Below are 16,785 nucleotides of genomic sequence, written 5' to 3'. Positions count from 1 at the left end.
CTCAAGGGTGATCTACTTCTTTTTATGGAAGGACAGTATAGCTACAATTAATAGCTTCGCTTTTCCTTAAGTGCAACATGGCATGCGAAATCGTGAATCAGGGTAGCAGCCAACAGGGAGGTGATGTTGGCCGGGTCGTAGGAGGGCAGAACCTCCACCAGATCAAACCCGATATAGTTGAGGCCGGTGAGCGAGCGAATGAGTTCCAGGCTTTCACTGCTTGTGAATCCGCCCGCTTCAGGCGTGCCGGTTCCGGGGGCGAAGGCCGGATCGACGAAATCGATGTCAAAGGTCAAAAAGCAAGGAGTATCTCCAAGCTTATCCTTGATCTCGCAGACGACGTTGGCAATGCCCCGGTTGCGCAGGTCTTGAGAGGTAATCACGTTATAGCCCAACTCGTAACTGGCCTCAATGTCGCCAGGGTGGTTCAGCGTGCCGCGGATGCCAATCTGGAACACTTTGTCGGCTTGCAGCAGGTTTTCTTCGTAAGCCCGGATAAACGGCGAACCGTGCCAGTACTTTTCTTCGTAGTAGGTATCCCAGGTATCGGTATGGGAATCAAACTGAATCATCGCTACCGGGCCGTATACCTTGGCGGCTGCCCGCAGGCTGGCCAGCGTGACGGAGTGGTCGCCGCCGAGACCGATCGGGATGATCCCCTGCTTCATCAGACCCAGCACGGCTTCTTCGATACGCTCGTAGCTGCGGTGAATATTGTGAGGGATCACTGATACATCCCCGATATCGATGGCATTGGTCTCCTCGAACGGATACACCTTGTGTACGGGATGGTAGGGAAACAGCGTCATGGAAGCCTGGCGGATCGCCTGCGGCGCAAAGCGGGCGCCGACTCGAAACGAGGCGGCGGTATCATATGGCATGCCGACGATCGCCAGCTTGGGATTCTCAGTGGAAGCGGGCAGGCGCATAAAAGAGCCGGTCGTGCAAAATTCAGGCTGTACATCTGGACTGAGCGGATATTTCATGGCAAGTTCCTCCTCTTGATTGTGGTGATGGTATGGCGTTAAGGAGTACTTGCCCCGCTACAGGATCATCGAGAGCAGAACGGCTATGAGAAATAGTTTCCATTGCATTGCAAACAACCTCACTGAATCATTTTCTATCAGGCTTTTTCAAATTGCAAAAACAATGCCAATGTTGAAATACATGTATTATAGCAGTTTAACGGCCCGTTAGCATGCAAAAATGAATGGTTTATTCGAAAGTGCTCGCTTCTTTTTCGCGCGGGTTTCACGGGCGGAACGTAGACAGACTGCCAAGCCAGGCGATTTTTGTAATGCGCCCGGCTTGGTTTTTTTATTGCTATTTCCCAGATTTGAATAGATTATTCAATTTTGCATAAAGGACATGGTTTTTTTCGGCTATTCAGCTGACCTATCACTTTGAAGCGATGAGGAGGAATTCGTTTGGAACTGCGGACTGCAGAACTGAAAAGATCGTTGAAGCTGTGGCATATTGTCGTCATCGGGCCCGGTTACTTGGCACCGATGGCTGTTTTCGATGCGATTGGGATCGTGTCAGAGGTAACGGACGGCCATGTTCCGGCCGCTTACGTCTTGACGCTGGCTGTTTTGCTGTTTACGGCGTCCAGCTACGGAAAGATGGTCAAGGTATTCCCCCGGGCCGGTTCGGCTTACACCTATGCGTCGAGGACGATCATACCCCTACGTTGGATTTATGGTCGGGTTGATCTGGAATGCGGCTGACTTTCTCGATCTTCTGCATTTGAGCAAGCTCTTCTTCAGGAAACCGCCGCAGTTCGAATTCCAGCATACGGTGTAACAGCTACCCAACATCGCATAAATAATTCAGTTTTGCATAAAATCGATCTGCTGCTCCCAAGCAAAAAGCGGGCGTGAAGGGGAATCAGCCGATTGGCACGGTATATGCTTGCGTACGAACAATGAAGGATAACGGAAAAGGAAGGGATAGGGATGATCAAGCTTCAGATGTATGTGAACGGCCAATGGGTAGACGCTAAAAGCGGAAAAACCAGGGAAATCGTTAATCCCGCCAACGGGGAGGTTATCGCGCTGGCAGCCGAAGGCGATGTAGAAGACGCCCGCGAGGCCATTTCGGCGGCAAGAGATGCGTTCGAAAGCGGCGTCTGGTCTGAGATTCCGGCGGCGCAGCGGGCAGCGTGCCTGTTTGCCATCGCCGACAAGCTGGAGCAAAACGCGGAGGAGATCGCCCGGCTGGAGACTCTGGACAACGGCAAACCTCTGCGCGAGACAGCGGCAGATGTGGCAGATGCGGCGGCGTGTTTTCGCTACTATGCCGGCATGGTGACAAAACCGGACGGCCAGACGTACCACGTCGCCGATCCGATGCAGGCGTTGGTCGTCCGCGAACCAGTTGGCGTTTGCGGATTGATCGTTCCGTGGAATTACCCCTTGCTGATGGCTGTCTGGAAGATTGCCCCGGCCCTTGCCGCCGGCAATACGATCGTGTTCAAACCGTCGGAAGTAACGCCGGTCACAGCGGGCAAATTGTTTGAAATCATCGAGGAAGCGGGGGTTCCCAAAGGGGTGGCCAACATGGTGATGGGCGCCGGTCTGACAGTTGGCAACGAGCTGGCGGAAAGCCATGAGGTCGACATGATCTCGTTCACGGGGGGAACGGTTACGGGGCGCAGCATCATGAAAGCGGCCGCCGGCAATATCAAGAAGATCTCGCTTGAGCTTGGCGGCAAATCCCCCAACATCGTCTTCGCCGACGCCGACTTCGAGACGGCAGTCGACTATGCCTTGTTCGCGATCTTCGCCAACCAGGGGCAGGTCTGCTCCGCCGGCTCGCGGCTGTTGCTCGAAGAGAGCATCCACGACCGCTTTGTCGAGCGGCTGGTGGAGCGGGCAGGGAAAATCCGCGTAGGCCCCGGCCTTGAACCATCGACAGAGATGGGACCGCTCGTCAGCGAAGCGCATATGGAAAAGGTGCTTCGCTACATCGAGCTCGGCAAGCAGGAAGGGGCGCGGCTGGTATGCGGCGGCCGCCGGATTACGGCAAACGGTTTGGAGAAGGGATATTTTGTCGAGCCGACGATCTTTGTCGACACCACCCCGGAAATGCGGGTCGTGCAGGAAGAGATCTTCGGACCGGTGCTGGTCGTACAGAAATTCAAGGACGAGGCAGAGGCGGTCAGGCTGGCCAACGATACCGCTTACGGCCTGGCGGGAGGTGTCTTTACCAACGACGGAGCCAAGGCGCTGCGCGTGATCAAGAAGCTCCGCGCCGGCATCACCTGGATCAACACCTACCATCCGACGTACAACGAAGCCCCGTGGGGCGGCTACAAGCAAAGCGGGATCGGCCGCAACCTGGGCACCTTCGGCTTTGACGAGTTTACCGAAGTGAAACAAATCAATATCAACCTGCAGGTGGAACCAATCGGCTGGTTTGAAGGGTAATCGGCCGTGCAAGCAAATGGGAGGCTTTTATGAGTACAAACAGCGGCGTACGGCACAAACAGGAAAAGTTGATCGACAGATTGTCGGAAGTATATGAATACACCAACAAGGTGCTTGGATTGATTGCAAAAGAAGAGATCAGCAAAGAAGAGGCAGAGTGGGTGACCAGGCAGACGGTAGACAACTTCCGCGACCACGTCAACCCCGGCTTTCTCGCGTACCGCAAATCGGTGACCAAGGACGGACAGTTTGCCGCCGTGGAATGGAAGGATTCCGGCGCCAACTGCTTCGTCGATGTGAACGGCAAAGAGTACATCGACTGTCTCGGCGGATTCGGCATCTACAATGTCGGCCACCGCCATCCGAAGGTCGTGCAGGCGGTCATCAACCAGTTGAACCGGCAGGCGCTGCACAGCCAGGATCTGCTCGATCCGCTTCGGGCGATGCTGGCCAAGATTCTCGCCGACATTACCCCTGGTGACTTGAAGTACTCCTACTTTGGCAACAGCGGCACCGAGACGATCGAGGCGGCGATCAAGCTGGCCAAAATGTACAGCGACCGCATCACCTTCATCGCTGCGACGAAAGCGTTCCACGGCAAGAGCCTGGGATCGCTGTCGGGTACGGCCAAAGGCGTCTTCCGCAAGCCGTTTTTGCCGATGATTCCCGGTTTTAGGCACGTGCACTTTGGCGACATCGACATGATGAGAAAGACGTTTGAAGCGTGCGCGCTGACAGGGGAGGACGTCGCTGCGGTCATTCTTGAGCCGATTCAGGGAGAGGGCGGGGTAAATCTTCCGCCGGACGGTTATTTGCAGCAGGTTCGCAAGCTTTGCGACCAGTTTGGCGCCCTGCTTATCTTTGACGAAGTGCAAACCGGGATGGGACGGACAGGCAAGATGTTTGCTGCCGAGCATTACGGCGTTGTACCTGACATCATGTGTCTGGCCAAGGCCTTTGGCGGCGGCATCATGCCGGCGGGGGCCGTGGTCGCGACAGAGGAAGTGTTCAAAAGCTTCTTCCCCAATCCGTTCATGCATACGACGACGTTTGGCGGCAATCCGCTGGCATGCGCTGCGGCGATCGCGACCATTAACGTCCTGATTGAGGAGAATCTTCCGGCGAGAGCGGCCGAGCTGGGCGATTACATGCTGCAAGGGCTGCGCAGCGCGGCGGCCGGTCATTCCGATAAGGTCATGGAAGTCCGCGGATTGGGACTGTTGATCGGCATCGAATTCCGGACGGATGAGATCGGCTACGAGGTATCCAAGGGCTTGTTCGACAAGGGCGTGCTGGTCGCCGGTACCCTGATCAATGCCAAGACGATCCGCATCGAGCCGCCGCTTACCATCACCTATCAGGAAGCGGACAAAGTAATCGCCGCCTTCAAACAGGTTCTGGATGCCATTCGCTCCTAAACAAATCTGCCAAGACGAAAGAGGCTGGGTGACAGCCTCTTCGCTGTATTATAATAATTGCAGGAATAGTCAATCATTTGGGAGGCCTTTATGGTTTCAAAGTGGTTTGTCAGGGAAGCGTATACTGTCACGATGGAGTCTACGGGAAACGATGTGTGGAAAATCATGTCGGAGTACAATGAACCGTACGTGTTTATCACCGAGCGCGAGCACGGCAGAGTTGTCGCTTTTATCCGCAATACCGATATGATGCCGTCGATCAGCGACAAGGAATGGATGAGCCGGCCGGCAGGTCAGCTTCCCTTTCGCACCAATCTGATGTCCATTCAGCGGGAAGCCGACATGCTGGACTTTATCAAGGTACTGGGCGAAGAAGTGGTCGTCATCTTGAACCGTGACGGGCAGCTGGCCGGATATCTGCAGCGGGAAGACATTCTCTACTACCTTCTGACCAATCAGTCGAGCCATACGGACTGGATTCGTTCGCTGCTCAACTCCATCCCGATGGGGATCATCGTCGCCGACACCCACGGGCGAATTGAAAACTTCAGTTCGGAAGTCTTGCGGATGATTCGCCTCTCCCCCGAAGAACTGCGGCGGCAGCGGATCGGCGACATCTTCGATCAGGAGATTTTCGAAAAGGTGACCGGCCACGGCGAGGTGATCCTGAATCACATCATCGTCAACGAACGGATCGGCGTCCTGGCAGACTTCGGGCCGATTCGCAACAAACACGGCAGCGTGACGGGGGCGATCATCGTTCTGCAGGATTTGCCCTATATCGAAAACATGGCGATGGAGCTGGAGTACGTCAAAAACCTGAACAAAGACCTGCAGGCCATCCTTTCTTCCATTTACGACGAAATCCTGGTCGTGGACGGGAACGGGGTCCTGCTCCGCTACAGCGGCAACCTGATCAAGGATTTCTGGGAGATCGAGAAGGAGCAGCTGATCGGCATCAACCTGATGGAGCTTGAACACGAAGGGACGTTTTTTGCCGCGATTGTCAAAATGGTCCTGGAACGGAAGCGAAAGGTATCGGTCACCCAGGAGAGCCGCTCGGGGAAAAATGTGCTGGCTGTGGGAAACCCGGTGTTTGACGAAAAAGGCAAGCTGGAGCGGATCGTCATCGCCCTGCGCGACATTACGGAAACCGTGCTGTTAAAGGAAGAACTGCGTCACGCCAAGAAAATGTCGGAGCGGTATAAAAAGGAACTGGAAAACCTGCGCGACCAGAAGCATTACGTGCGGGACCGCCAAGTGATCTACGGCAGCGGGAAAATCGAAAAAGTGATGAAATACATTCAAAAAGTGGCAAACGTCGCATCCACTGTCCTGCTGACCGGCGAGTCCGGGGTAGGAAAAGAGGTGTTCGCCCGGGCGATTCATGAGATCGGGGCGAGGCACAACAAGCCGTTTATCAAGGTAAACTGCGGGGCGATACCGGAAGCGCTGCTGGAAAGCGAACTGTTTGGATACGAGAAGGGAGCTTTTACCGGGGCGAATGCCAACGGAAAGATCGGTTACTTCCAGATGGCAAATAAAGGAATCCTCTTCCTGGACGAGATCGCCGAGATGCCCTTGAGTCTGCAGGTAAAGCTGCTGCGGGTGCTGCAGGAGCGGGAAATCATCCCGGTGGGCGGCACCAAAGTGGAGGAAGTGGACGTGCAGATTATCGCCGCAACCAATAAAAACCTGGAGAAAATGGTTGAACAGGGAAGCTTTCGCGAGGATCTCTACTACCGGCTGAACGTGATCCCGATTCACATCCCGCCGCTGCGGGAGCGTCCGGAAGACATCCCGCTCCTCAGCTTGTACTTTTTGCAGAAGTTCAATGAAAAGTACGGCAGAAAAAATCAGTTGTCACAGGATGCGCTGGACGTGTTGGAATCGTATTCGTGGCCGGGCAATGTCCGCGAACTGCAAAACATCATCGAACGCCTGTCGGTCACCTCGGATGAAGACCTAATCGACTCGTACCAGATCACGCCGCTGCTCAAAAAAGGCAAGAAAACGCATGTGCCGCGCAATTTGCATAAGATCGTTTCTTTAAAAGAAGCCATGAAAGCATTGGAGGAACAGTTGATCACTATGGCGATGGAAGAGTATAAAACGACGTCGCTGGCTGCAAAAGCGCTGGGCGTCAGCCAATCCACCATCAGCAGAAAATACCAGGCGATTCAATGGAAGCGGGAACGGGGTGATGAGACGGGTGATTCACTTTGATGTCATCGCTCCGTTTGACGGAACAGTGGCCCGCATCCTGTTCGAGCAGGGAGACAAGGTAGAGCAGGGAGAGGCGATGTTTTCGCTTCATGTCAAAGGAGTCACCCATGAAATCCTCTCCCCGGTAACAGGATATGCCCACAGTCTGGAGGTAGCTCCGGGCGATACGGTCATCTCCGGCATGATCCTCGGTCGCGTCGCTGAGATCAGCGAGTAGAGCTTCGCCCCATCCACAAAAAACACGTGATTAAGGTAAAAGCACAGAGCGCCAGCAGCGGAATGGTAATAAACCCGAGCCAGTTGATGTAATCCTGGCTGCAAGGTACGCCTGCCGTGCAGGGCAGTACCTTGGCCAGGGCGGGAATTTTTTGTTCCGCATAATGGTAGAGCGAAATGCTCCCACCGATGATGTTCAGCGGCAGCAGATACGGAATAAGGCTCCGGTCGTTCCGGTAGCTTGCCATGCCGAGCAGCACGGCCTGGGGATACATGAAGATGCGCTGAAACCAGCAGAGCTTGCAGGGAATGAAGCCAAGCATTTCACTAAAGTACAAGCTCCCGCCGACAGCGACGAGCGATACCACCCAGGCCAGGTAGAGGCAGTATTTTTTGCAGAAAGCAGCGAACCCTGTGGATGCCATCGTTATGATCCGCCTTTCACGGCCTGATCGATCGCCGTCTTCAGCGCATTGTAGTCAAAGGTGTTCTCAAACTTTTGACCGTTGATGAACAGAGTCGGCGTGCTTGTAACGCCGATTTTTTGGGCGTATGCGTTGTGCTCGTCCACCTCGGCCCCGTACGTTTCGTTCTGGATGTCCTGCTTCAGCTTGTCGTAGTCGATCGGCAAGTTTTCCTTGCGGGCAAGCTCAACGAGGAATTCCGGCGTGGCCCACTCAGTATTCTCGTCCCCTTGATTTTGGTAGACGGCATCAAAAAATTTCCAGAAGTCTTCAGGACTCTGATGGAAAACGGACTGGGCCGCCAAAGCCGCCGTGTAAGAGTCAGGCCCAATGAACGTATCGTTCATAAAGTAGAAAGAGACGAGTCCCTTGTCGATGTAATCTTGCATCAGCTGCGGCTTGATCTGCTGATTGAACAGCTGGCAGACGGGACATTTGTAATCGCCAAACTCTACGATCTTCACCGGAGCGTCTGCATTCCCCAGCCTCGGCAGCTTCTCGTAGGCAAACGGGACGGGATCGGAGCTGGGCTGGGTGATGACGATGACGGCGATGATCGCTGCGATGCATGCGCAAGTAATCCAGACGAGCCGCTTCATGTTTTTTTGCTGCTGTTCTTTCGGCATGCTGCGTGTGTTTTTTGAAGCTGCCTTTTTAACGGTATGAGCCAATGGAACTTCCTCCTTTTTGAGCACTGCCAAATGCAGTGTGAACGGTTATGCAGGCTGCGACAGGACGACGAAAAACACCGTCCACAACAGCAAGAGCACGTAGATTGACACCATCGTAGGCGCCGGCGGCAGTTGTAACGGGAACTCCGCCTCGGGGTCGAGGATCCGCTTGATCCGGTAATTGATCGACACCTCTGTAAAGGAGACGTGGGCAAACGGCTGCTGGACCTGATTGCCTCGCTTCAACAGCTTGACTAAGGCGCTCCCCAGGTAAACGGAAGTCCCCATGCGATTGATCGCATCGTTGTCCGCGAGCACTTCCCGGATGATCTTATATTTTTGCTGCAGCCATTTTAAGATGGGAATATAGCACAAGACGGATGCGAACAGAGACAGCAAAAAGGTCTTGAAAGGATCACCGTGTTTTTGATGGTACAGCTCGTGATAGATCACGGCTTCCAGTTCCGCTTGCTCCAGGGCGTGAAACAGTCCGGTTGAGAGAATGATCCTGGGATGGAAGCCCATCGTAAAGGCGAGCGGAGCCGGGTGGGATATCACCAGAAAATCGCGGTTTTTGCCGCCGTATTTTTGATTGATCTCGTCAGTAAGCGCCGGATGGCGGCGGGCTCGCAGCCTGTTGTACATCTTCTTCGACGCCAGCATCTGTTCTGCTGTTTTCCAGACGGTTGACAAGAGCGTATAGAAAACGAATGCATCGAGAACGTAGCCAAGCGAAGAGAGGCCAAGCAGGTGCATCCCGTTTTGGCATACTTGAATCAGATTAAAGGCGATCTCCCGACCCAGCAGAACATGCAGGACGTACATGCCCATCTGCAGGAGAATCGTACCGGCTATCAGCACACCAGATATAAAAATCACAGCCTCGATTGACTTTTCCACATGTGTCATGTTCCCTTTTTCAATTCTTTTATTTTTTCCTCAAGCTTTTCCAAAAGCTCCTGATCCACTTCTTCCAGGGCGTCCAGTATGTGGCTGACCGCAAGCGAGCCGAATTCCTCCAGCAGCTCGTTCGTCAATTCTTTGGACTGCGCTTCCAAAAACTGTTCTCTGGTCAGGACAGGCCGGTACAAGGAGGCTCTCCCTTCTGAGCGTTTCTGCAGAATTCCCTTTTCTGCCAATCGGTTGATCACCGTCATCACAGTGTTAAAATTGGTCGTTTTTTCTTCTGCCAACTTTTGCTGAACATCTTTAATGGTCATTTCCGAGCCGTTCCACAAGATGTTCATGATCTTGGCTTCAAGCGGCCCAAAAAAGCGATTCAACCCGGTCTCGTGGAACTTGAAATTTTGAATTTTCATCGGACAAGCACCTCACACTACGCATTGTAGTGTTTTGCCGACAGCTCGTCAAGCGCCTTTGCGCATCTCTGCTTTATTCGCATATTTTCATCGCAGATTTGCGAGATCTTTTGCAGGATTACGAAACAGGGGCCGTCCTCCCGCTGTACAAACGCGGCGGGATATTGGCACAGCATTTGCTTTATCTGTTGATAAAAGGGGGAGCGAAAGAGGTCCATACGCTGCGATCTGATGAACGTGAATACTTCGTCAAATATGGAGGAGATGGGCTGTGAATTTGCGAACTATTCCAACAAATGAGTATGTAGACAGGTACAAAACGCTTTGGCCGAACAAGACCATGATAGATTATCTCGCCGAGGCAATCCGAAAATACCCCGACAAGACGGCAATCGTCGACCGCAAAAGCCGCTATACCTACCGGGAGCTGGGACATCTGGTCGACCGGGTGGCGCTCGGCTTGCTGGAGCTGGGACTCTGCAGGGGGGATGTGATTTCCTTTCAACTGCCCAATTGGAACGAATTCGTGATTTTGCATCTCGCCGCAACGCGCATCGGGGCCGTCAGCAATCCTCTGGTGCCGATTTACCGGGAACGGGAGATCGGCTACATGGTCGGGATGGCCGAATCGAAGATGATCGCCATCCCCGATGAGTTTCGCGGATTCCGCTATCCAGAGATGATTGAGCGCCTGAGGCCCCAGTGGCCCGCGCTGCAGTCCGTGATCGTGGTCGGGGATCGCGTGCCCGCAGGGATGCATTCGTTCCACTCGCTGATCCAGGAGCCGTGGGAGGAGCGGCGCAGCCCTGCCGAACTGGATCGGATTCTGCTCGAAGCAGATGCCAGAGGGAAAATTCGCTGTCTGTGCGATGATTTTTGCCGACATTTTGGGTTTGACCGGAAAGAACTTGTCGGGCTGCCGGTTGAACGTCTGTTCAAAAGTCCTGTATGGCTCGACCACGGCAGGGAGGAGGAGCAGCGGATCGTCTTCGGGTTGATCGGGGAGGAACCGTGTCTGGTTCATGTGTCGCCTGATCCTGATGGCGGCTTTTGCTGCCGTGTGATCCTGCGTGGGCAAGACATTCAGGCAAATGAGGTTTTGGCTTTCTGGCAAGCCGTAAAACCCGGGGAGGACTGGCAGGCGAGGAAGGCGGGGAAGGCGGGGCGCAGCGATTACGCCCATCGCTACAGTTTTGACCAAATTATCGGTTCAAGTCCGGCAATGGAGAGAATCAAGGAATTGGCTGCCAGGGTAGCCAAAAGCAGTTCGACTGTTTTGATCACGGGCGAAAGCGGTACGGGCAAGGAGCTATTCTCCCAGGCGATCCACGATTTGAGTCCGCGTCGCGGCGGTCCCTTCGTCGCCGTCAATTGCGCGGCGGTACCCGAGGAACTGTTCGAATCCGAACTCTTCGGCTATGAAAGGGGAGCGTTCAGCGGAGCCAGGCGTGAGGGGAAAGCAGGAAAGGTGGAATTGGCCCAACACGGAACGCTGTTTCTGGACGAAGTCTCGGAGCTTCCCTTGCCGGTGCAGGGAAAACTCCTGCGCGTCCTGCAGGAGCGGGAGGTGGAGAGGATTGGCGGAACGGGCCGAAAGGATGTGGATATCCGGATTATTGCAGCCACCAACAAAAACTTGAGGACGCTTGTCCGGGAGGGGAAATTCCGTCAGGACCTGTACTATCGCCTTCACGTTTTTGAGTTGAAAATTCCGCCGCTGCGCCACCGCAAGGAAGATATTTTGCGCTTGACCGAGTACTTTATCGACCATTTTAACAAGCGGATGGATGCAGGCGTAAAGCAAATCGACGCCCCGCTCAGACAATGGCTGCTTCACTATCCCTGGCCCGGAAATGTGCGGGAGCTGCAAGCCGCGATTGAAAGAGGCATGAATGTGGTGGAAGGCAGCACGCTCACGCTCGAACACGTCAGGGTGTTCCCGGATGCGGATGAAATCGAGTCAGAGGAGGAGATGACGCAAGGCAGTTCACTTGGGGAGTGCTTGCCATTGGAAGCGGAGGTAGCCAAGGCGGAAGCAGCCGCGATTCGCCGCGCCTTGAAAAAATCGGGCGGCGACCGGATGATTGCCGCGCAAATCCTGAAAATCCACATTGCCAGCTTGTACAGAAAGCTGTCGAAATACAATTTGAAGTAAGTGTTTGCGAAAAGAGGGAGCAAAACGGATGGTAGATTTCTCATTTACCGGGGAGCAGGAAGAGCTTCGCCGGGTACTCAGGGATTTTTCCAGGTCTGAGCTCTTGCCGTACTACATGCAATGGGATCGGCAGGGCGCATTTTCTCGGGAGACGTGGAAAAAAATGGGCCGATTAGGGATTACGGGGCTGCGAGTGCCTGCCGAGTACGGAGGCAGCGAGGCGGACTGTGTGACAGCGGGGATTGCCGCGGAAGAAATCGGGCGCGGGGATTTTAACATGACCTATGCTGTGATGCTCAATGCGCTCATCGCGGAAATCCTCGGCAAGCACGCGTCGGAAGAACTGAAGCGGTCCTGGCTGCCGCCGCTCGCCTGCGGGGACAAAATCATCGGCATCGCCATTACCGAACCCGGGGCGGGATCGGATGCAGCGGGGATGCGCACGAAGGCGGAGCGGCGGGGAGACGCTTACCTGATCTCGTGCGAAAAATCGGGAATCAGCATGGCGACGGTCGCGGATGCGTTCATCGTGTTTGCCAGAACGGGAGCAGAGCCCGGCGCCCGCGGTGTGAGCGCATTCCTGGTGCCGGCAGACCTTCCCGGCATCGAACGCAGCAGGTATGAAGACATGGGGAACGTGCCGATTGGCCGGGGTTCGCTCTACTTCGACAAGGTCGAAATACCGGCGTCCAGCCTGATCGGCGAGGAAAATCGCGGATTCTACCAGGTGATGAACGGATTTGACCTCAGCCGCATCCTGATCGGACTGCAGTGCCTGGGCGCCGCCATGCAAACGTTGGAGGAAACGATCGATCACGTCAAAACGCGGCATGCTTTCGGGCAGCCGTTGGCCAGGTTTGAAGGCGTCTCTTTTTCCGATCGTGACCCACTTCACGCAGATGGAGCTGGTTCGCTGGCAGTGCTGTCGTGGGCTGTGGCTGCGGGATCAAGGCAGGCCGCACACGACAGAAGCAGCTATGTGCAAGTGGTGGGGCCCCAAAGTGGCCGAGGAGACCATTCACCAGTGCCTGCTGCTGCATGGGCATTACGGGTATACCAAAGAGATGCCGATCGAACAGCGGCTGCGGGATGTGATCGGACTGGAGATCGGGGACGGCACGGCCCAGATTCAGCAGATCGTCATTGCCCGGGAGCTGTTGGGAAAGGAATTTCGCCCCTATTAAAGACGATTTTTATGCAGGGAGAAAGATGGGAGGAAAGGCAATGGAACTGACGGATATTCTCTATGAAAAAAAGCAGGGGACAGCCAAAATTACGATCAATCGGCCGCGTGTCTACAACGCATTTCGCGCCCGGACCGTCCGGGAGATGATCTGGGCCTTCCGCGACGCCTGGGATGACAATCAGATCGGCGTCGTGGTGCTGACCGGAGCGGGAGATAAAGCTTTTTGCGCCGGAGGGGACCAGAAAGAACGGGATTCCAAGGGGTATGACGGTTCCGGCGGCCTCGCGGGCGGCATTGGACTGGAGGTAGAGGCGCTGCACGCCGCAATCCGCAATATCCCCAAGCCGGTCATCGCCGCCGTAAACGGCTATGCGATCGGCGGGGGGCACGTGCTGCATGTCATCTGCGATCTGACCATCGCTTCGGACCGAGCCATTTTTGGCCAATCTGGCCCCAAAGTGGGCAGCTATGACGCCGGATTCGGCAGCGCCTACCTGGCCAGAATCGTGGGCGAGAAAAAAGCGCGGGAAATATGGTACCTGTGCCGGCAGTACACAGCGGAGGAGGCGCTGCAGATGGGGCTGGTCAACAAGGTCGTCTCCCATGAAAACCTGATGGCGGAAACGGAGGACTGGTGCCGGCAAATCCTGGAGAAGAGTCCGACGGCGCTGAAGATGCTGAAGTATTCGTTTAATGCCGACAGCGCCAATATCGAGGGGATTTCCCAACTGGCGATGGGCAGCCTCGCCATGTTCTACAATACGGAGGAGGCCATGGAAGGGCGAAATGCCTTTGTGGAAAAGCGGCAGGTCAATTTTGCCAGGTTCAGAAAATAGCAGCTTCAATATGACACGGGAGGGAAACATGCCATGACAAAACAGCGCATCGCCTTTGTGACCGGCGCCGGAAGGGGAATAGGCCAAGCCATAGCGCGAACGCTGGCTGCCCGCGGGATGGCGGTGGCGGCGGCGGATATCAATCTGGAGAACGCGAACGAAACGGTCCGTCTCATCGAAGAAAGCGGCGGAGAGGCCGCCGCGATCCCCTGTGATGTGACGAGCCTGGCCGCTGTGGGCGAGGCGGTGGAGAAGGTTAAGGCACATTACGGAAAAATTGACGTCCTGGTGAATAACGCCGGGTGGGATAAGGTGGAGCCTTTTTTGCAAAGCGAGCCGGAGACCTGGGACAAGGTGATAAAAATCAACCTGATGGGCCAAATTCACACCTGTAAAGTGATCTTGCCGCTGATGATCGAACACGGGTACGGAAAGGTCGTCAACATCGCCTCCGATGCCGGAAGGGTGGGTTCAAGCGGGGAGGCGGTGTACTCGGCAGCCAAAGGCGGAGTGATCGCCTTTACCAAGACGCTGGCCCGGGAAATGGCGCGGTACAAAATCAATGTCAACTGTGTTGCGCCGGGTCCCGCCGACACGCCGCTGTTCGCGGAGATTGGAACGTATAACCGGGGGATCGCGGAGGCACTGGAGAAGGTGATTCCCTTCCGCAGGTTGGCGCACCCGGAGGATATTGCCGGTGCCGTCGCCTATTTTGCCTCCGATGAAGCGAATTACGTCACCGGCCAAACCCTGTCGGTCAGCGGCGGTTTGACCATGGTCTAGGGCAGGAAAAAGCACGGATGTCCCGGCTGCGGGTTTTTCATCCGTGCTTGATCGTGTGTATACTATAGATAGACTTCGGATTGATCCAGGTTGAAGGAGGATGTATGGAACATTTAAGGGACTTGTTGCAGAAAGTTTTTTTTCTGACCAATTTGCAGTTTCAAGTAAATCGCAACAAGAATCTGTTCACCTGCCGGGCGGAAGAGATCGGAGTATCAGCGGAAATGGTCGACTTTACCTATCGCTACCGCCGGGAGATCCGCCTCCTTTTGGCGTCCGGACTGGAAGCGGGTGAGCGAACGGTCCGACATCTCCTGGCCGAGCATTTGGCGAATTGCCTGGAGAGCAGATTGCTGGAGGTAAACCAGTTCGTTGTCCTGACCCCCCGCGAGAAAACCGAGCTTTGCAACATCTACTTGTCGTACCTGGGGGCTGGCTGTCAGCGATCTCCTCCGGATTGACAGCAGAGAACGGCTGCTCGGCGAAATACAATTCCTGATCGCCGCACACTTTCAATCGCTGCGAACCTATCTCGGCAGCATCCGGAATACTGCATTGTTTGGCGGTTTGCGGACAATCAACCAATTGTTTGAAATCCCCTGTCATGAATATACCCCGGAACTCCAAATCCGTCTGCTCGGAATCGAATTGTCCCAGCTTCAAGAACCGATCCTTAATATCGGCGCGGGAAAAGAGGGCAAGCTGGTTCGCTTCCTGCGGGAAAACGGCTGTGAGGCATATGGGATCGATAAATTTTGCGAGACCGATGGATACATGCATCGGGCAGATTGGCTGTCTTTTTCTTTTGAAGCAAACACTTGGGGAACGGTCATCTCCCACATGGCCTTTTCCAATCACTTCAGGCACCATCATCTGCGAAGGGATGGACAGCCCCGCCAATACGCGGAAAAGTACATGGAGATCCTGCATTCCATTAAACATGCAGGGTCCTTCTATTACGCTCCCGGGCTGCCCTTCATTGAAGACCTGCTGCCCGCGGAGCAATTCGCCGTCAGGAGAACCCCTGTTATCCCCGGTAAAGATGACCAGTCATCCTGGTTCGGGTATCCATATGCAGCCCAGGTGACTGTATACCGATGAAGCGATATCTTTTGGCCGCGGGCCGCTTCTCTTCAAGCTGCCGGTTGCGTAAATCTCTCATTTTGGACATAGTAGTCCCGGCGATTTTTCATAGAGGTGCTGTCCATGAAATTGTTATTTATTGAAGACGATCGACAACTTTCCGACACGATACGCGAAACGGCACGGCCGATGTTTGAGGCCACGCAAGCGTTCGAAGGCGAGGAGAGGTTTGTTTTTGGCCTCGCAAAATATATTCGATGTGATCATCCTGGACATCATGCTGCCGCATATGAACGGGTACGAGGTGTTGGAAGAGCTGCGATGCCGGCAAATCGCGACTCCCGTCATCATGCTGACCGCCAAGGATGGCATTGACGACAAGATACGCAGCTTTAAAAAGGGAGCCGACGACTACCTGGTCAAGCCGTTTCATCGGGGAGGAACTGCTGCTGCATCTGGAAGCTCTCGTTCGGCGTACACTCGGGGACTTTAGAGAACAGATCATGCGCTTTAAAGATCTGCAGCCAAATACGAAAACGCATCAAGTCTGCATCGAAGGCGACATCATCAAGCTGGGCGGCAAGCAGTACGAGCTGCTGGAGTACCTGATGAATAACCGCAACACGATCGTGACGAAAGAACAAGGAAAGCGCGGCGGGACGGCTGCCGCAGATGGGGGCAGGCCAAAATCGCGGCAACATGAACATGGGCCCTCCGCCTATGGGAGGCGACGGACCATGGCGCAATCAGGCCACTGGAGGATACTCGCTGGAGACGATCGTCGAAATAAGCAGTTTGACTTGATTCGGCTGGCGGTGACGGTCTTTGCCTTCTTCTTTCAGAGGAGAAGGGTGTGATGTGCTGAATCCGGGCGAGTCTTTCCCTGCAGGCGGGAGATGGGAAAGGCAGCCCGGATTTTCGGGTTGAATTACCTGATTTGAATATTGACTATTTCGAATATTAAAACCTATGATGGAAATAAACTTTAATCGCACTCGAG

Annotated in this window: 17 protein-coding genes and 1 pseudogene; 13 read left to right on the top strand and 5 right to left on the bottom strand. The window is 54.7% G+C overall.

All coding sequences use genetic code 11. The annotated features are described in order from the left end of the window. Positions 1 to 47: 47 nt before the first annotated feature. The gene (gene speB / locus HGBM_RS18930; protein ID WP_019122652.1) at positions 48 to 986 is read right to left on the bottom strand and encodes an agmatinase; all 939 of its coding nucleotides are present in this window, start codon (positions 984 to 986) and stop codon (positions 48 to 50) included. A gap of 447 nt (positions 987 to 1,433) precedes the next feature. Here speB and HGBM_RS18925 point away from each other — a divergent pair. The 5 genes and pseudogenes from HGBM_RS18925 to HGBM_RS18905 all read left to right on the top strand — a co-directional run. Next, positions 1,434 to 1,767, top strand: a pseudogene (locus HGBM_RS18925) (Putrescine importer PuuP); the annotation flags it as partial. Positions 1,768 to 1,955: 188 nt separating this feature from the next. Further along, positions 1,956 to 3,428: an aldehyde dehydrogenase family protein gene (locus tag HGBM_RS18920; protein ID WP_019122651.1), complete on the top strand. Its 1,473-nt coding sequence runs from the start codon at positions 1,956 to 1,958 to the stop codon at positions 3,426 to 3,428. A 29-nt stretch (positions 3,429 to 3,457) separates the two neighbouring features. Further along, positions 3,458 to 4,846, top strand: coding sequence for a putrescine aminotransferase (locus HGBM_RS18915; RefSeq protein ID WP_019122650.1), 1,389 nt, complete (start codon positions 3,458 to 3,460; stop codon positions 4,844 to 4,846). A gap of 90 nt (positions 4,847 to 4,936) precedes the next feature. Then, a complete protein-coding gene (locus HGBM_RS18910) occupies positions 4,937 to 7,072 on the top strand; it encodes a sigma 54-interacting transcriptional regulator (RefSeq protein ID WP_019122649.1) in 2,136 nt (711 codons plus the stop codon). After that, complete coding sequence (locus tag HGBM_RS18905; RefSeq protein WP_035287479.1) at positions 7,050 to 7,289, top strand: biotin/lipoyl-containing protein; 240 nt, start codon at positions 7,050 to 7,052, stop codon at positions 7,287 to 7,289. Before HGBM_RS18910 ends, HGBM_RS18905 begins: the two co-directional genes overlap by 23 nt. On the opposite strand, the gene HGBM_RS18900 is transcribed toward HGBM_RS18905, so the two are convergent. Genes HGBM_RS18900 through HGBM_RS18885 form a run of 4 tightly spaced genes read right to left on the bottom strand, consistent with a single transcriptional unit; the run spans position 7,279 to position 9,742 of the window. Beyond that, positions 7,279 to 7,713, bottom strand: coding sequence for a disulfide oxidoreductase (locus HGBM_RS18900; protein WP_019122647.1), 435 nt, complete (start codon positions 7,711 to 7,713; stop codon positions 7,279 to 7,281). The genes HGBM_RS18905 and HGBM_RS18900 overlap by 11 nt on opposite strands. A 2-nt stretch (positions 7,714 to 7,715) precedes the next feature. Then, positions 7,716 to 8,423, bottom strand: a complete 708-nt coding sequence (locus HGBM_RS18895; RefSeq protein ID WP_019122646.1) for a DsbA family protein — start codon at positions 8,421 to 8,423, stop codon at positions 7,716 to 7,718. 45 nt (positions 8,424 to 8,468) lie between these two features. After that, on the bottom strand, positions 8,469 to 9,323 hold the full coding sequence (locus HGBM_RS18890; protein WP_245553017.1) for a M56 family metallopeptidase: 855 nt from the start codon (positions 9,321 to 9,323) through the stop codon (positions 8,469 to 8,471). 5 nt (positions 9,324 to 9,328) lie between these two features. Next, positions 9,329 to 9,742, bottom strand: coding sequence for a BlaI/MecI/CopY family transcriptional regulator (locus HGBM_RS18885; protein ID WP_019122645.1), 414 nt, complete (start codon positions 9,740 to 9,742; stop codon positions 9,329 to 9,331). A 271-nt stretch (positions 9,743 to 10,013) separates the two neighbouring features. On the opposite strand from HGBM_RS18885, the gene HGBM_RS29055 reads away from it, so the two are divergent. The 8 genes from HGBM_RS29055 to HGBM_RS31855 all read left to right on the top strand — a co-directional run bounded on the left by HGBM_RS29055 (position 10,014) and on the right by HGBM_RS31855 (position 16,642). Further along, the gene (locus HGBM_RS29055; protein WP_019122643.1) at positions 10,014 to 11,897 is read left to right on the top strand and encodes a sigma 54-interacting transcriptional regulator; all 1,884 of its coding nucleotides are present in this window, start codon (positions 10,014 to 10,016) and stop codon (positions 11,895 to 11,897) included. A 28-nt stretch (positions 11,898 to 11,925) separates the two neighbouring features. Beyond that, a complete protein-coding gene (locus tag HGBM_RS32615; protein ID WP_245553016.1) occupies positions 11,926 to 13,131 on the top strand; it encodes an acyl-CoA dehydrogenase family protein in 1,206 nt (401 codons plus the stop codon). Then, complete coding sequence (menB, locus tag HGBM_RS18865; protein WP_019122642.1) at positions 13,122 to 13,919, top strand: 1,4-dihydroxy-2-naphthoyl-CoA synthase; 798 nt, start codon at positions 13,122 to 13,124, stop codon at positions 13,917 to 13,919. Before HGBM_RS32615 ends, menB begins: the two co-directional genes overlap by 10 nt. 33 nt (positions 13,920 to 13,952) lie before the next feature. Beyond that, positions 13,953 to 14,702, top strand: coding sequence for an SDR family NAD(P)-dependent oxidoreductase (locus HGBM_RS18860; RefSeq protein ID WP_019122641.1), 750 nt, complete (start codon positions 13,953 to 13,955; stop codon positions 14,700 to 14,702). A 104-nt stretch (positions 14,703 to 14,806) separates the two neighbouring features. Next, on the top strand, positions 14,807 to 15,163 hold the full coding sequence (locus HGBM_RS18855) for a hypothetical protein (protein ID WP_019122640.1): 357 nt from the start codon (positions 14,807 to 14,809) through the stop codon (positions 15,161 to 15,163). A 94-nt stretch (positions 15,164 to 15,257) separates the two neighbouring features. Then, a complete protein-coding gene (locus HGBM_RS27985; RefSeq protein ID WP_019122639.1) occupies positions 15,258 to 15,803 on the top strand; it encodes a hypothetical protein in 546 nt (181 codons plus the stop codon). A 217-nt stretch (positions 15,804 to 16,020) separates the two neighbouring features. After that, positions 16,021 to 16,278, top strand: coding sequence for a response regulator (locus HGBM_RS31860; RefSeq protein WP_026074527.1), 258 nt, complete (start codon positions 16,021 to 16,023; stop codon positions 16,276 to 16,278). A gap of 10 nt (positions 16,279 to 16,288) precedes the next feature. Next, the gene (locus HGBM_RS31855; protein WP_019122638.1) at positions 16,289 to 16,642 is read left to right on the top strand and encodes a helix-turn-helix domain-containing protein; all 354 of its coding nucleotides are present in this window, start codon (positions 16,289 to 16,291) and stop codon (positions 16,640 to 16,642) included. The last annotated feature ends 143 nt before the right edge of the window (positions 16,643 to 16,785 follow it).

It is taken from the genome of Brevibacillus massiliensis (genome assembly GCF_000311785.1).
Taxonomy (GTDB): domain Bacteria; phylum Bacillota; class Bacilli; order Brevibacillales; family Brevibacillaceae; genus Brevibacillus_C; species Brevibacillus_C massiliensis.
This window is presented reverse-complemented; position numbering and strand designations above follow the sequence as displayed.

Excerpts from the sequence above, each read along its gene's own strand:
- speB (WP_019122652.1), bottom strand. The coding sequence starts at position 986 with ATGAAATATCCGCTCAGTCCAGATGTACAGCCTGAATTTTGCACGACC.
- HGBM_RS18920 (WP_019122651.1), top strand. The coding sequence starts at position 1,956 with ATGATCAAGCTTCAGATGTATGTGAACGGCCAATGGGTAGACGCTAAA.
- HGBM_RS18915 (WP_019122650.1), top strand. The coding sequence starts at position 3,458 with ATGAGTACAAACAGCGGCGTACGGCACAAACAGGAAAAGTTGATCGAC.
- HGBM_RS18910 (WP_019122649.1), top strand. The coding sequence starts at position 4,937 with ATGGTTTCAAAGTGGTTTGTCAGGGAAGCGTATACTGTCACGATGGAG.
- HGBM_RS18905 (WP_035287479.1), top strand. The coding sequence starts at position 7,050 with ATGAGACGGGTGATTCACTTTGATGTCATCGCTCCGTTTGACGGAACA.
- HGBM_RS18900 (WP_019122647.1), bottom strand. The coding sequence starts at position 7,713 with ATGGCATCCACAGGGTTCGCTGCTTTCTGCAAAAAATACTGCCTCTAC.
- HGBM_RS18885 (WP_019122645.1), bottom strand. The coding sequence starts at position 9,742 with ATGAAAATTCAAAATTTCAAGTTCCACGAGACCGGGTTGAATCGCTTT.
- HGBM_RS32615 (WP_245553016.1), top strand. The coding sequence starts at position 11,926 with ATGGTAGATTTCTCATTTACCGGGGAGCAGGAAGAGCTTCGCCGGGTA.
- menB (WP_019122642.1), top strand. The coding sequence starts at position 13,122 with ATGGAACTGACGGATATTCTCTATGAAAAAAAGCAGGGGACAGCCAAA.
- HGBM_RS18860 (WP_019122641.1), top strand. The coding sequence starts at position 13,953 with ATGACAAAACAGCGCATCGCCTTTGTGACCGGCGCCGGAAGGGGAATA.
- HGBM_RS18855 (WP_019122640.1), top strand. The coding sequence starts at position 14,807 with ATGGAACATTTAAGGGACTTGTTGCAGAAAGTTTTTTTTCTGACCAAT.
- HGBM_RS31855 (WP_019122638.1), top strand. The coding sequence starts at position 16,289 with ATGCGCTTTAAAGATCTGCAGCCAAATACGAAAACGCATCAAGTCTGC.